The organism is Amedibacillus sp. YH-ame10, assembly GCF_053848885.1.
In genome coordinates, this window is record NZ_JBSPFA010000005.1 from 1 (window position 1) to 15,517 (window position 15,517).

The window sequence follows — 15,517 nt, forward strand, 5'->3', positions numbered from 1 at the left end:
AGAATTGTGGTTTGCGTAAAGAGAAATCATCATGGATTTAACACAAGGATCATAGCGATCATATTTAGGAATCCCAAGAATTTCGTCTACATGTGTATAGAGACCATCTGAGCCATCTTTAAAAGAATAAATGGTTCTTGTATAGGTTACTTCTCCAAAGGGAGTTATAATCGTTCTAGGACGAGTGTTTTTAACATAGTATCTTTCTTTTCGTTGTGTAGAAAAACGAAAAGAAAAGTCCATATCTTCAAGCCATGACTTCAAGGAATCTTGCGCAAGTGAATAAATTCCCTTACCTAAAGATTCAATAATATTCGTGTAATTAAAAGATGATCTAGAAGTAAAGAATGGAGAAAGCATATCTGCGTATAAACTAGTCATAGAAGAAAAGATAAAATTGTTTTGATTGTATTCTTGGAAATGTGATAATATATTCATGTGATATAATCCCTTTCTGAAAATTTGGTTTCGCGATTAAATTTTATAGGGTTATATCACTTTTTTCAATTCCACATCCATTTTACACTATCTAATAGCATTCATAAATTGCTTTTTCTCACCCCCAGTTGTATAATAAATACATATAAAAAAGGGGGCTACCACAATGTTTAACGAAGATATTTGGCAAGATCCTGCCACAAAAGAAACACTTATTTATAGTGAGTCTAAACACGTTTTAAAAAATGAATCAAAAACAATTGCATATACCATCGATGAAAACGATATCGTTGATTTTATAGCGCACGAAGAACGTGATACAACAAATACTACACCCATTACTAAGAAGTTAAAAAATCCTTTTAGTAATGACAAAAAAACACGAGCATCTTATCTACAATTCTTAGAATTATGGCCTGGAGAATATGCTTTAGAAGTCAGTGTCGGTGATGGAGCAAACATTCGCACACTTCCACTGAAATCCGTAAAGTTTGTTGGTATTGACGCAAACAAAGCGAACCTTAGAAAAGCCAGTGAGCTTATGAAAGATAGCGAACAATCGCTTACTTTATGTCATGGTGATGCAGAAGCACTTCCATTTCAGGACGATGTATTCACTTGTGTATTTCATGATGGAAATCATACACCCTTTAAAGATATGAAAAAAGCAATCCAAGAAATGGTACGTGTCACAAGTCCTGAAGGTAAGATTGTGATTATGAGTAAAAACATCGCAGGCGATGGCATCGTAGATGCATTACCAAGCAATGTACGCACCATTGAAACACACGATGTACCAAAAGGAAAATGCTACGTTGTCACTTGTTACAAGAAATAAGAGTTCTTCTACGTCTGTAGAAGAACTCTTTTTTTATCGCTTATGATACAAGTAACATGCTTTTTCATGATCATTTATGACACCCACTGCTTGTAGATAAGAATATATGATCACCGTACCAACAAAACGCATACCCCGATCATATAAGTCCTTTGAAATCGTATCTGATAATAGAGAATGTGTTACCATTTCTTCCCCACCCAATATTACTTTATGATCTGTAAAATGCCACAAATAATCAGAAAAGCTTCCATACTCTTTTTGTATATCTATAAATATTTGTGCATTTTTAATCGCTGCTTTTATTTTAAGTCCATTTCGAATGATACCAGCATTCCCTTTTAGTTCTTGTATTTTATTCTCATCATATTTTGCCACCTTATAAACATCAAAATTATCAAAGGCTTCTTTGAAATTCTCACGTTTCTTCAAAATGGTAATCCATGATAATCCAGCTTGAAAGGATTCTAACAATAACATCTCAAAAAGTTTATGATCATCATGCACCGGCACTCCCCATTCTTGATCATGATAGTTTATATAAACTTCTTCTACATGTTCTGCCCAACAACATCTCTTCTTTTCCATAAGCACTCCTTTTTTCTTTAGTATAGCATAGCACGAAAAGAAAATGTACTCCTACAAAGTAAGAGTACATAGATTCTTATTTTAAGACAGCTCCTTCATCCGCAGAAGACACAAGTCTTGCGTAACGAGATAGCCAGCCTTCTTTGATTTTCGGTTCAAAATCAGGAAGATTCGCAATACGTTGAGCAATTTCATCTTCTGAAATCAATACATTAATAGTACCTGCATTGATGTCAATTTCAATTTGCTCACCTTCTTGAATGATTGCGATAGGTCCTTTTGCGGCAGCTTCTGGAGAAACATGTCCAATACTAGCACCACGTGAAGCCCCAGAAAAACGTCCATCGGTTATTAAAGCGACATCCTTATCAAGTTCCATACCTGCAAGTGCAGATGTAGGATTTAACATTTCACGCATACCAGGACCACCTTTAGGCCCTTCATAGCGAATAACAACGACATCACCTTTTACGATGTTTCCAGCATAAATGGCTTCAATAGCAGCCTCTTCGCTATCGTATACGCGAGCAGGTCCAGTATGTTTCATCATTTCTGGAGCAACTGCAGAACGTTTCACCACACAGCCTTTAGGTGCGATATTTCCATATAATACAGCAATCCCACCATTTGCACTGTTTGGTTGATCGATATCTTTAATAATTGCATGGTTACTGTTCATTACATTCGCAATGTTCTCTTTCACTGTTTTACCAGTCACTGTCATTAAGGAATCATCAATCAATGCTTTTTTGGAAAGTTCTTTTAAGACTGCTTGAACGCCTCCAGCATTGTATAAATCTACAATATGATCAGGACCTGCAGGAGCAAGTTTACATAAATTTGGAGTCTTCATAGAAATTTCATTGATGACATCCAAATTCACATTCACACCGGCTTCTTTTGCGATAGCAAGTAAATGCAATACGGTATTAGAAGAACATCCAAGTGCCATATCCGCAGCCAATCCATTACGTAATGATTTCTCATTTACGATATCTCTTGGGCGTATATCTCGCTCTAGCATCTCCATAACTTGCATACCAGCTTTTTTTGCCATTTGTAGACGTAGAGCATATACTGCAGGTACGCTTCCATTTCCTGGTAATGCAATCCCTAATGCTTCACATAAACAGTTCATAGAATTTGCGGTAAACATACCAGAACAAGACCCACATCCAGGACATGCATTTTGTTCAATTTCTGTAAGTCTATCTTCGTTGATAAGTCCCGCTTTTTTCGCACCGACTGCTTCAAACATCGTAGATAAACTCATCGCTTTTCCTGCATCGTTTCCAGGTAGCATTGCTCCTCCAGACATGACGACTGTTGGAACATTCACACGCAATGCACCCATTAACATACCAGGTACAATCTTATCGCAGTTTGGTACTAATACCAAACCATCGAAGCCATGTGCTCTTGCCATAGTCTCCACACTGTCCGCAATCAATTCTCTACTAGCTAGAGAATATTTCATACCAATGTGTCCCATCGCAATTCCATCACATACACCGATGCTAGGCACCATGATTGGAGTACCTCCAGCCATACGAATACCAGCTTTCACTGCTTCTGTAATCTTATCTAGATGCATATGTCCAGGCACGATTTCAGAGTATGCACTTACAACTCCAATCAAAGGTCTTTCTAATTCTTCCTTGGTGAAACCAAGGGCATAAAACAAGGAACGTTGCGGAGCGCAAGCATCTCCTTTTATCACCGAATCACTTGGTCTTCCCATAGTTATCACTTCCTATTTTTTTAACCAGCTCATCATTTTACGTAATTGAGCTCCTACTACTTCAGATGGGTGTTCTGCATGTACTCTACGCATTCCTAAGAAGTGAGAGCGTCCAGCTGCTTTGTTTTCTGTAATCCAGTTTCCAGCAAATGTACCATCTTGAATTTCGGTTAATACTTTTTTCATTTCTTTACGTGTTTCTTCTGTAATTAAACGTTTTCCAGTAACGTAATCTCCGTATTCTGCAGTATCTGAGATAGAATAACGCATCATTGCAAATCCACCACTATTGATTAAGTCAACGATTAATTTCATTTCATGGATACATTCAAAGTATGCCATCTCTGGTTCATAACCTGCTTCTACAAGGGTATCAAAACCTGCTTGCATAAGTTCACATACACCACCACATAAGACAGCTTGTTCACCGAATAAGTCAGTTTCTGTCTCTGCACGGAATGTTGTTTCAATGATTCCTGCACGACCTGCTCCAATACCACAAGCATACGCTAATGCATATTCATGAGCTTTTCCACTTTCATCTTGATGAATTGCAATCAAAGATGGAACTCCTCTACCTTCTAAGTATTGAGAACGTACCGTATGCCCAGGTCCTTTTGGTGCACACATGGTAACATCTACACCTTTAGGCGCAACGATTTGATTGAAGTGAATCGCAAATCCATGAGCAAACATCAACATATTTCCTGGTTCTAAGTTAGGCTCAATGTCATTCTTGTAGATATCTGGTTGATCTTGATCGGGTGCCAAAATCATAATCACATCTCCTGCTTTAGCGGCAGCGGCCGTATCCATAACAGTAAGTCCTGCTTCTTCTGCTTTTGTGCGACTCTTTGATCCTGGACGTAAACCAACTACTACGTTTACTCCACTGTCTTTCAAGTTTTCTGCATGTGCATGTCCTTGACTACCGAAACCGATAATCGCAACTGTTTTCCCTTTTAATAAATCCAAATTACAATCCGTATCATAATAAACTTTAACCATGTTCTTGTCCTCCTATTTGGTTATATACTTTTATCATCAAACGTATATTTACGTTTAATATATAGTTCCACTGGTAAGCTGTAATGCAGCTCCACCTGTTCTACTGACTTCCTGTATATGGAATTCACGTAACTCCTCAATGACGTAATCAATCGTCGCAGGAGTATCTGTAAATTCTACAATATAACAGTTGTCTTCAATAATCTGTGTACGTCCTTTGAAGTCATCGATAATTTTTTCAAACATTGAAATTTGTTCTTCATTTGGTTTTACTTTCACCAACACAACTTCTCGTACAAATAATTTTTCATCAGGAATTTCTTCCACAACTTTTACATCTTCTAATTTTGCTAATTGTAGCTTAATCTGATTGATAATATTTTCTTCTCCACCTGTCGTAATGGTAATACGAGAAAATTTTGGATTCTCTGTAACACCTACGGCTAAGGTATCGATGTTGTATCCTCTTTGTGAAAACAGATTGGTAACTCTGGTAAGGACACCAAAGTGGTTGGATACTAATAATGAAATAACTGCACTTTTCATAACCTTACCTCCTAATTTCCATAAAGGATGATATCTTTTCCACTTTTTCCTGGTGGAATAATTGGGAATACACAATCATCTTTATCAATCCAACAATCAATAATGACTGGTGTTTTTGATTGTAAAGCTTCTTTCATAACAGGTTCAATATCACTATGTGTTTTAATACGCATTCCCTTTGCACCAAATGCTTCCGCAAGTTTTACATAATCGGTTTTACGATTGATATTGGTTTGTGAATAGCGATGATCATAGAACAATGTTTGCCATTGTCTTACCATTCCTAATACTGCATTATTGAATAATAATACAATGATAGGAAGTTCTTCACTCACTGCTGTTGCCATCTCGTTCATATTCATATGGAAACTTCCATCTCCACTGACTAGGATGACTGGTCGATCTGGGTTCGCTAATTTAGTACCAATTGCAGCTCCCATACCAAATCCCATCGTACCTAATCCACAAGAACTAACGAAGCTTCTTGGTTTCGAGAACTGATAATATTGTGCCATAATCATTTGATGTTGTCCAACATCGGTAACGATTATCGCATCCTCTCCAACAATTTGATGAAGTGATAATGCCAAATCACGAGGATCAACACTAGTTCCTGGATCTACAGGTTTAGGAAGATCTTTTTTTGATTTTACTTCTTTCAACTTGCTTGTCCATTCACTATGTTTACTCTCTGGCATACGTTGCATCATCTTCTTTAAGATATATTTGGCATCTCCAACGATACTAATATCACTCGCAACATTCTTACTGATTTCACTCGCATCGATATCGAAGTGAATGATGTTCGCTTCTTTTCCAAACTCGCTACGATTTCCCGCTACACGATCTGAGAATCGAGAACCAATTGCTATGATCAAATCCGTATGCAGTGTCGCATAATTGGATACTGGCGTACCATGCATTCCTATCATACCCAAGTATAAATCATAATCATAAGGTACAGAGGATAACCCCATCATGGAACAACTTACTGGGATATCCATATATTGTGAGAACTCTAATAATTCCTTTGACGCATTACTTGAAATAATACCTCCACCTGCATAAATCATAGGGCGCTCTGCTTTCATAATCATATCCAATGCTTTTTCAAATTCTGTATCATTTACACGTGGAAGTTTACGAATACGGAAACGAGGCAATTGCGTATACTCACATGTGGCTGCCGTGATATCTTTGGGAATATCAATTAAGACAGGTCCTTTTCTTCCAGAATTCGCAATCACAAATGCTTTACGTACAGTTGCGGCTAAATCCTCTACATGTTGTACGATAAAATTATGTTTGGTTATTGGCATTGTGATTCCTGCGATATTGACCTCTTGGAAACTATCTCTACCGATCAAATCATTTGGAACATTTCCTGTAATTGCGACCATCGGAATAGAATCCATATATGCTGTAGCTATACCTGTTACAAGATTGGTTGCCCCTGGTCCACTCGTTGCTAAACAAACACCTGTTTTACCTGTAGATCTCGCATATCCATCCGCTGCATGTGCAGCCCCTTGTTCATGAGAAGTAAGGACATGATGTAAATCATTTGCACGTTCATATAGTGCATCATAAATATTTAATACGGAGCCTCCTGGATAACCAAAAATGGTATCCACACCCTGATCTATCAAAGCTTGTACTAAGATTTGCGATCCATTCATTTTCATAACATTCTCTCCCTTCTCATTTTATTCTAATGTAACAACGTATCCAGCTTCACGTAAGGCATCTAACAATGCATCTCCATGTTCCTTACTAGATACTTCAACCGCAATATGCAAAATCGTTTCATTCAGATTTAAATCTGCTTGTATACGATCATATTGTACTTCAATAATGTTTGCATTCGCAACATTTACTACATGTGTTAAATGTTCAAGACTTCCCGGAACATCCAACATCAATGCACGAAACTTCATATTTCTTCCACGTGTTACAAGTCCTTTTTCAACTACTTTATGAATAAAGGATACATCAATATTACCACCGGATAACACACAAACTACTTTCTTCCCTGCAACATCTATTTTTTGATTTAAGATTGCCGCAAGACTTGCGGCTCCAGCAGGTTCTACTACTTGTTTTTCACGTTCGAGTAGAAGCAGTATCGTAGCGGCTATTTCATTATCACTTACAGTGACCATATCATCTACATATTCTTGTATGAGTTTATTTGTTTTACTACCCGGATTCATAACTGCAATTCCATCGGCAATTGTATTTACATGTTTGGTTGCGACATGTTTCTTTTTCTTAAAGGATTGTACAATGGCATTCGCACCTTCTGCCTGTACCCCTACAACTTTAATTCTAGGATTGATCTGTTTTGCGTAGAAGGCAATTCCTGATAATAATCCTCCACCTCCTGCAGGTACTACAATCATATCTACATTAGGAAGATCATGACATATTTCATAAGCAATGGTTCCCTGTCCAGCAATGACATCTTCATCATCAAATGGATGAATGAATAAGGCTTCTCTTTCCTTCTGTATACGAAGTGCTTCTTGATAACACTCATCGTAACAATCACCTGCTAAGACAACTTCAGCTCCATACCCTTGGGTCGCCAATACTTTCGCAATCGGTGTACTCTTTGGCATCACAATAGTCGCGTGCATCCCCAATTGTGCACTTGCATAACTAACGCCTTGTGCATGATTCCCTGCACTACTCGCAATGAGTTCTCCCTGATACCCTTCTTCTTTTAATTTCGCCAGTTTATTGAAAGCGCCTCTTACTTTAAAGGAACCTGTTTTCTGTCGATTCTCACATTTTAGAAATAACTCACATCCTGACATTGCGGAAAATGTCTTTGATGATGTTACTTTCACATTATGAATATTACCCGAAAGCCTTGCGGCCGCTTGTTCTACATCCTTACAATCCATACATGTTCCTCCCTAATCTTTCTTAAAATAAAAGCAGCGTTCTATAGTGCATACGCTGCTTTTCTTTCTATCTCACGCCCTCAACAACAAAAGCGACTGTTTAAATTCCCTTTTCAGAAAATTTTGAAAGAAAAACAGACTTGTTTAAGACTATGAGAATAATAATAATGACGCTGATTGCGTTTATATAAGTGCCGTTCACAAGATCCACTTCCTTTCAAACATTACATATAGAATAAAACTTTTTCATTTGTATGTCAATACTTTTCAGTCATTTTTTCAATTTTCTTGTAAAATATTTACATTTCTATGTAAGCGATATATCATATACCAAGAAAACGTTTAAATATGAGATAAAAAGGTATATAATAAACATACATTTATTGGGAGGAATTGTTTATGTATAAAGACATATCTAGATTTATATTATATAGAGATTTAAAGGAAGGTGAAATCCTATATGGATTTCGTGATATCTTTCATGACTTTGATAAAGGCACCTATGAAGAAAGTGAACTTCTAGAACGCATCTATACCCAAATCAAAGCTTTACTAGATCTATCTACACGTTATGCATTCGATAAGAATCTATGGCACAACTATTTATGTTTCTTATTACTAATGAATGAAAACTCATTTTCCTTAGTCAGTGAAAAGAATCAAGATATCCAAGGGAGCGTTAACCAATTCGCAAAACATGACTTCAAAATCATCAAACGTTTATTTGATTTTGATTTCTCCCCTATTGAACAAGCACTTGATATCAACTGTTTCTCTATCATTACAAACTATACCTCTGTTTCTAAAAAAGAACGTATGTACAACAAGAATGTTTCCACCATGGTAAAAACCATCAGTGAACAAATTGAACAAGCAAACGATGAAGAAGAAATCTTCACCATCATCACAAACTTCTATTACCAATATGGCGTAGGCATGTTTGGCTTAAACAAAGCCTTTCGTATTCGTTCCAATGACGATCAAAGCATAACCTTACTTCCTATCAACAACATGGAAGTCGTTCGTTTAGACGATTTGGTTGGTTATCAAATGCAAAAAGAAATGCTAGTAAATAATACAAGGGCCTTTGTGGAAGGCAAAGAAGCAAACAACGTCCTATTATATGGAGATAGCGGAACTGGTAAATCCACAAGTATCAAAGCCATTGTAAATGAATTCTACAAAGATGGTTTACGTATGATTGAAATATACAAACACCAATTCAAAGACTTATCTACTATCATCTCGCAAATTAAAAATCGTAATTATCGTTTCATTATTTATATGGACGATTTATCATTTGAAGAATTTGAAATTGAGTACAAATTCCTTAAGGCCGTAATTGAGGGTGGCGTAGAAACGAAACCCGATAATATTCTTATCTACGCAACGAGCAATCGTCGTCACTTGATTCGCGAAACTTGGAGTGATCGAAGTGATATGAGTCAAGATGAATTACATCGTTCGGATACAATGCAAGAAAAACTTAGTTTGGTTGCTCGATTTGGATGTAGCATTTGTTATGAAAGACCAAGTCAAAAGAACTATTTTGAAATCGTTGTGGAACTCGCAAAGAAATATCCATCCATTACCTTAAGCGAGGAAGAACTACACGCAGAAGCACGTAAATGGGAATTAAGCCATGGGGGCATGAGTGGAAGAGCGGCTCAACAATTAATTTATTATCTAGCAGGACAAGCAAAGAATACATAATAAAAACGTATCCTAATGTAAACAACACATAGGATACGTTTTCTTATTCCTACAAATCAATTTCCTCCGGGACCATCCCTACGTTCTCTTTCATCGGGGTAATACTTTGAATTATTCGTAGTCCATTGATTGTTTACAGCACTCTTTTTGTTTTCTTGTTGTGCTTCCTTTTGTAATTCTTTTCCTTTATTTTTATTTTCCATATATCTCACGCTCCTACTCATAGCGTAACCAGAAAAAAAGAACCTCATCCAAGATTCTTCTACGAATTTTTTAATATTACACTTTCTACCAATCGACCAACTTCTTCACAGGCATCACAAGTAGCCTCCATGCGATCATAAATAGATCTCCACTTCATAACTTCAACAGCATCCAAATCACTTGTAAAGATAATCCGTGTTGTTCTAGCGTACAACATATCACCTTTCCCTTCTAAGGCATTCACATTCTGAATGTATTGCATAAGTTCTTTTGATTTTTGAAAGTTTACAAATTCTTCCATAATAATTCTTACTGCTTCACAACACTGTAAAACAACATCTGCATATGGAATTGCCTCTTCACGGATGTCTTGTACATTATATACATACAGTCCAATAGCAATATCCTCTACTGCATCCACCATATCATCCAATGCATTCCCAAGTGCCACAATATCTTCTCGATCAATTGGTGGAAGGAATTCTTTCGCAAGTACTTCCATAATTTCATGACGTACAGTATCTGCTTCATGTTCTAATTCATGCATCTTTTCTAAATGCTCATCTAATCCATCTGTATCAAAAGATTGTACGATAGCATTCAATTCCTCGCATGCTTTATATGCGTAATCCGCAATCTTTATAAAAGCAGAGTAATAATTATATCCCTTTTTATTCATCTGTAACTTCCTCCTTAAAACAATAAAATAAATAGCTTCGTAAATAGAAATCCTAGAAACCCAGCGCATGGAAAGGTTAAAATCCAAACAAGCAACATCTTCTTTACATATTTCCAATCCACACTCGATAGCCTACGAGCACTCCCTGCCCCCATAACAGAGGAAGATCTAGTATGGGTAGTGGAAACAGGCAAACCTAACCATGAAGACGCAAACAAATATATAGAAGCAGCCATATCAGAAGCAAACCCTTGGTATTTTTCTAGCTTTACCAAATCCATACCAACAGCCTTTATAATCTTATACCCACCAATGCTTGTCCCTAAACCGATAGCGATGGAACAAATACACATCAACCAAATAGGAATTTCAATTCCTCCTGTATGTGCATTTCCATTTACCATAAAAATGGAAATGAGAAATACTCCCATAAACTTTTGTCCACTTTGTGCCCCATGCATAAACGCCATCATAGCTCCCCCCATAATAGAACCATAACGAAAGAACGTTTGACTCTTCTTACGATTACAGTTACGACATATCCTTTCGATTACTTTTACAAATAAAAAACCTCCCACAAAACCAATCCATAAACTCGCTCCAAATCCAAAGATTACTTTTTGCCACTCACTTCCGTTTATTCCCTGTAACCCATTATGGAAAGCAATCGCTGCACCACTTAACCCAGCTATCAAAGCATGACTCTCACTTGTTGGAATTTTAATTTTCCAAGCCATGATTGCCCACACCATAATGGCAACTAAGCTCGCACACAAGGCAACTAAGGCATCATCCGTACTCTTACCAAAATCTACCATATTGTATATGGTTTGAGCTACTGTTACATTAATGGAAGTCATAACAAAAACACCTAACAGATTACAAACCACTGCCAATCGAACAGCGTTCTTTACTCTAATAGCGCGTGTTGATATACAAGTCGCAATTGCATTAGGCGCATCACTCCAACCATTCACTACCATAACCCCAAGCATTAAAGCAGTGATTAGCATGAGCAGTGGATGTGTCGTTAATGCATCTATAAAATCCATAAATGTAATACTCATACCATTCTCCATCTATTCTAATTTCACACTGATTTTAGCATACTTTATGTTTACCTACAATAAAAGGATGTAATCCAATCATAGAAAAAGGAATGAACTTGCATCCATTCCTTACGTGATTATTTTGATTTGACTTCTTTATACAGATCGATAAATTCTTGTGCAAGGATACCAAATCCTTCTGCACTCATAAGTTGATCTTCCGCATGAACAAGCAATAAAGTAATTTTATTCTCTTCTCCGGAAGCTTCTTTTTGTATCAATTGTGCGTGTGCATTATGTCCTTCATGAAACATTTTAGCACCCTCTTTCATACAAGCGTCTGCGCCTTCAAAGTCTGCAGCTTTTGCCTTTTGAATTGCTTCAATATAAGAAGAGCGCGCTCCTCCTACAGAAGAAATGATTTGAAAACAAATAAGTTCTATTCCTTCCATTTACTTCACCATTTCAAGTGCTCTATGTAAAACGGCTTTTCCATCCATCATTCCATAAGCACGCATATCGATGGCATCGATAGGAGTATCTTTGCATAGTTCTTTCATTTGTGGAAGTTTGAAGCGAATTTGTGGTCCTAACAAAACAACGTCTGCCTTTTTAACCTCTTCGCTTGCTTCTACTTCTGCTACTGCCCATATTGTCGCTTCCAATCCTTCTTCTGCGGCAACATCACGCATTTTTTGTACCATTAAGCTCGTTGACATTCCAGCTGAGCATATCAATAAAATATTCATTTTATATTTCCTCCATTTGTTTTAATTACTTCTTGATACCACGCAAAACTCTTTTTAGGACTTCTTGCATAAGTTCCCGTTCCATCATCTTGTTTATCTACATAGATAAAACCATAACGTTTTTTCATCTCACCAGTTGTGGCAGATACCAAATCAATTGGTCCCCACATCAAATATCCAAAACAATCCACACCATCTTCTTGTACTGCATCAATGATATTTTTAATATGATCATTCAAATAAGAAATACGATAATTATCATCGACGATTCCTTGTTCATTCACTACATCAACAGCACCTAGGCCATTTTCTGTAATGATAATAGGAAGACCATAACGACGATATGTATAATTCAACAAGTACCGTAATCCTACTGGATCTACTGTCCAACCCCAATCCGATTGTTTAAGGTAAGGATTTTCCATTCCTCCAAAATACGTAGCGTTACCATCCATATCTTCTTTGGTAGCACGCACTTCAGTTGCATAATAATTCAACCCAATAAAATCTAGAGTTCCTTCTTTGAAAGCTTGTTTATCCTCGTGAGTGATATCCACGATGATATCATTACGTACATATTCTTTTACTTTATATTCTGGAAAAGCACCATTGCACATAGCATCTATTTGATAGAAATCACGATCCATATCCTTAAATGCTTGCAGTACATTTTCTGGTCTACAGTTTTTTGGATAATAAGGAGTGATACCAAATACACAACCTACTTGATTGGATGGATCAATCTCATGAATGCATGCACATGCTTTTACACCTGCTAAGGTCATATGATAACCAATACTAGCAAGGTCTTGTTTCTTATTTGTTAACTCGCTGTATTTTACACCTGCAATCATATACGTAAAGATATCACTAACTTCACTCATTGGATCTAAATGATTCATCTCATTAAAGGTCACCCAACGATGGACCTTTCCTTTTAATGAAGTAACCACACTTCTACAAAACTTCACATATAAATCAATAGTTTTACGATTCAACCATGCTCCGTATGTTTTCACAATGTTCATTGGTAATTCAAAATGATAGAGTGTTACCATTGGTTCTATGTGTAACCGTAGCATTTCATCGATGACATCATGATAGAACTGCAATCCTTCTTGGTTGGGTTCTTCTTCATCTCCCATAGGATATATTCTAGACCAATCGATAGAGATGCGTAGGGTTTTAAAACCCATCTCTGCCATCAAGGCAAGATCTTCTTTATAACGATGATAGAAATCAATCCCTGTATGAGAGGGATAATAACATCCCTCTTCTAGTACAGAAGATATATGTCTAGGAGTTTCATAGGTTCCATTGCTCACAAGATCCATAATTCCTAAACCTTTGCCACCTTCAAGATAAGCACCTTCACATTGATGTGCCGCAATACTTCCGCCCCATAAGAAATCTTTAGGGAATGGTGTTTTCTTCATAGATTACTCCTGTGCAGCAGCCTCTTCCTGCTGTGCTTTTTTCTCATTTAAATATTCTCTTTTATCTGCCATTTTAAAGAATGGATAATATACGATAATACTAATTAGAACGACCGCAATTGACCAAACACCCGTTGAAATTGCGCCATTTGACATAACAAATCCAATCGCAACTGGAGGAAGTGTCCAAGGAACCATACCTACTGTTGGCATAGCGATAACTCCTAAATCCATTAACATATAGGTAGAGAACGCTAGAATCCCTGGTAATAACACGAATGGAATTAAGAAGATTGGGTTGAAACAAATTGGAGTACCAAAGATGACTGGTTCATTGATGTTAAAGATACCAGGACCGATGGACATACGTCCCATTGTTTTCATAGTTTTACTCTTAGAACGAATTGCCATTAAGATTACCAATCCAATAGTAGCTCCTGTACCACCTGCCCAAATCATAGTATCTGTTGCATAAGTTGCGGCATATTGAATGGTTTCTCCCGCTTTAAATGCCGCTTCATTCATTGCCCCATTTTGCATAATGAACGCTTGTACCACTCCGATAACAACAGCTGAGTTGATACCACAGAAGAATACTAAACCACATAACATATGATAAATTGCATATCCCCAAGGCGTATTGATAGCTCCTGATAATGGAGACATCATAGTTGCTAAGATATCGTTGATATTAAATCCAAAGATTAAAGAAACAGAACCAAATACAACGAGAATTAAGACCGCTGGAATAAGTGAAGAGAAAGATTCGCTAACTGCTTCAGGTACACCTGCAGGCATTTTAATAACCAAGTGTTTTCTCTTAAATAAATCAATCACTTTTACGGTTACAAATCCAATCACCATAGCAGTTAATAAACCACTAGAACCTAAACCTCCGATATTCAAAACTCCATCTAAAGAAATTTGTGTTAATAAGAATGCTGAAACAGATGTAATTATACTTGAGAATATATCTGCTTTGTATTCTACAGCCGCATAGTATGCCATACTAGCTGCAGTAAATAATCCCATCATTCCCGTTGTACAGTTATAAATTGCATTTAGAAACGGAGAAGCTGGTTGTAAGAATTTTGCGACTGCATCGATTGGAAAGCTCGTTAATAAAATTGAAATACTACCAATGATAAGTAGTGACATCGTTGCACACATCGCATTACGTATAATCGTTAAAACTTTGTTGGAGCCGACTTTGATCGCAATCGGCATCAATTTGCTTTCAATAAATGTTGAAACAGTATCCATTTTAATATCCTCCCTGTCATCTCTTTCTATTTGAAAGAGCATGTTTGAAAGAACCTTTTTCCCATCCATGTTTCCATAGTCATCGCGATTGACTACGTACATTGGCTTACCAGCGTCATCTGCCAGTTTTTTGAGATGATCATATTCATGAAATAGCTGAGGCGCAATTAAAATGACATCTGATCGGTCGATATATTCATATAGCATATCGACACCAATAGAGCCTATCTTAATATCTTGTCTTCCTATACGGATTGCTTCTTCTCGCATTGCCTTTACTAAGATGCTGGTTGAGAAGCCCGAACAACAGCATAACAGAACATTCACATTAGGTTCCTCCTCACCTATAATTATAA

Annotated in this window: 16 protein-coding genes; 2 read left to right on the forward strand and 14 right to left on the reverse strand. The window is 36.9% G+C overall.

All coding sequences use genetic code 11. The features are described from left to right. Positions 1–381: UPF0236 family transposase-like protein (locus ACWG42_RS02935; RefSeq protein ID WP_455790014.1), on the reverse strand; the 381-nt coding region annotated here is incomplete at its 3' end. A gap of 223 nt (positions 382–604) precedes the next feature. Between ACWG42_RS02935 and ACWG42_RS02940 the strand changes: the two genes are divergently transcribed. Beyond that, on the forward strand, positions 605–1,276 hold the full coding sequence (locus ACWG42_RS02940) for a class I SAM-dependent methyltransferase (protein ID WP_455790015.1): 672 nt from the start codon (positions 605–607) through the stop codon (positions 1,274–1,276). A gap of 33 nt (positions 1,277–1,309) precedes the next feature. On the opposite strand, the gene ACWG42_RS02945 is transcribed toward ACWG42_RS02940, so the two are convergent. The 6 genes from ACWG42_RS02945 to ilvA form a co-directional block, all read right to left on the reverse strand. Then, a complete protein-coding gene (locus ACWG42_RS02945) occupies positions 1,310–1,864 on the reverse strand; it encodes a DNA-3-methyladenine glycosylase I (RefSeq protein ID WP_455790016.1) in 555 nt (184 codons plus the stop codon). 76 nt (positions 1,865–1,940) lie between these two features. After that, complete coding sequence (ilvD, locus tag ACWG42_RS02950; RefSeq protein ID WP_455790017.1) at positions 1,941–3,605, reverse strand: dihydroxy-acid dehydratase; 1,665 nt, start codon at positions 3,603–3,605, stop codon at positions 1,941–1,943. A gap of 12 nt (positions 3,606–3,617) precedes the next feature. Beyond that, positions 3,618–4,613 (reverse strand): ketol-acid reductoisomerase, encoded by a 996-nt coding sequence (gene ilvC / locus ACWG42_RS02955; protein ID WP_455790018.1) that lies wholly within the window; start codon positions 4,611–4,613, stop codon positions 3,618–3,620. Between the two features lie 54 nt (positions 4,614–4,667). Then, positions 4,668–5,159 carry an acetolactate synthase small subunit gene (gene ilvN, locus ACWG42_RS02960; RefSeq protein WP_455790019.1) on the reverse strand — a complete coding sequence of 164 codons (492 nt, stop codon included), beginning with the start codon at positions 5,157–5,159 and terminating at the stop codon, positions 4,668–4,670. An 11-nt stretch (positions 5,160–5,170) separates the two neighbouring features. Then, positions 5,171–6,844 carry a biosynthetic-type acetolactate synthase large subunit gene (gene ilvB / locus ACWG42_RS02965; protein WP_455790020.1) on the reverse strand — a complete coding sequence of 558 codons (1,674 nt, stop codon included), beginning with the start codon at positions 6,842–6,844 and terminating at the stop codon, positions 5,171–5,173. A 21-nt stretch (positions 6,845–6,865) separates the two neighbouring features. Then, the gene (ilvA, locus tag ACWG42_RS02970) at positions 6,866–8,068 is read right to left on the reverse strand and encodes a threonine ammonia-lyase (protein WP_455790021.1); all 1,203 of its coding nucleotides are present in this window, start codon (positions 8,066–8,068) and stop codon (positions 6,866–6,868) included. A gap of 399 nt (positions 8,069–8,467) precedes the next feature. On the opposite strand from ilvA, the gene ACWG42_RS02975 reads away from it, so the two are divergent. After that, positions 8,468–9,781, forward strand: coding sequence for an ATP-binding protein (locus tag ACWG42_RS02975; protein ID WP_455790022.1), 1,314 nt, complete (start codon positions 8,468–8,470; stop codon positions 9,779–9,781). 56 nt (positions 9,782–9,837) lie between these two features. On the opposite strand, the gene ACWG42_RS02980 is transcribed toward ACWG42_RS02975, so the two are convergent. The 7 genes from ACWG42_RS02980 to ACWG42_RS03010 all read right to left on the reverse strand — a co-directional run bounded on the left by ACWG42_RS02980 (position 9,838) and on the right by ACWG42_RS03010 (position 15,488). Beyond that, on the reverse strand, positions 9,838–9,984 hold the full coding sequence (locus tag ACWG42_RS02980) for a hypothetical protein (protein WP_455790023.1): 147 nt from the start codon (positions 9,982–9,984) through the stop codon (positions 9,838–9,840). 59 nt (positions 9,985–10,043) lie between these two features. Further along, on the reverse strand, positions 10,044–10,664 hold the full coding sequence (locus tag ACWG42_RS02985) for a DUF47 domain-containing protein (RefSeq protein WP_455790024.1): 621 nt from the start codon (positions 10,662–10,664) through the stop codon (positions 10,044–10,046). Between the two features lie 14 nt (positions 10,665–10,678). Then, positions 10,679–11,731 carry an anion permease gene (locus ACWG42_RS02990; protein WP_455790025.1) on the reverse strand — a complete coding sequence of 351 codons (1,053 nt, stop codon included), beginning with the start codon at positions 11,729–11,731 and terminating at the stop codon, positions 10,679–10,681. A gap of 119 nt (positions 11,732–11,850) precedes the next feature. Continuing rightward, positions 11,851–12,165 (reverse strand): PTS lactose/cellobiose transporter subunit IIA, encoded by a 315-nt coding sequence (locus ACWG42_RS02995; protein ID WP_455790026.1) that lies wholly within the window; start codon positions 12,163–12,165, stop codon positions 11,851–11,853. Continuing rightward, positions 12,166–12,462 (reverse strand): PTS sugar transporter subunit IIB, encoded by a 297-nt coding sequence (locus ACWG42_RS03000; RefSeq protein ID WP_455790027.1) that lies wholly within the window; start codon positions 12,460–12,462, stop codon positions 12,166–12,168. Next, on the reverse strand, positions 12,459–13,898 hold the full coding sequence (locus tag ACWG42_RS03005) for a glycoside hydrolase family 1 protein (protein ID WP_455790028.1): 1,440 nt from the start codon (positions 13,896–13,898) through the stop codon (positions 12,459–12,461). Before ACWG42_RS03005 ends, ACWG42_RS03000 begins: the two co-directional genes overlap by 4 nt. A gap of 3 nt (positions 13,899–13,901) precedes the next feature. Beyond that, complete coding sequence (locus tag ACWG42_RS03010) at positions 13,902–15,488, reverse strand: PTS transporter subunit EIIC (RefSeq protein WP_455790029.1); 1,587 nt, start codon at positions 15,486–15,488, stop codon at positions 13,902–13,904. Between the last annotated feature and the right edge of the window lie 29 nt (positions 15,489–15,517).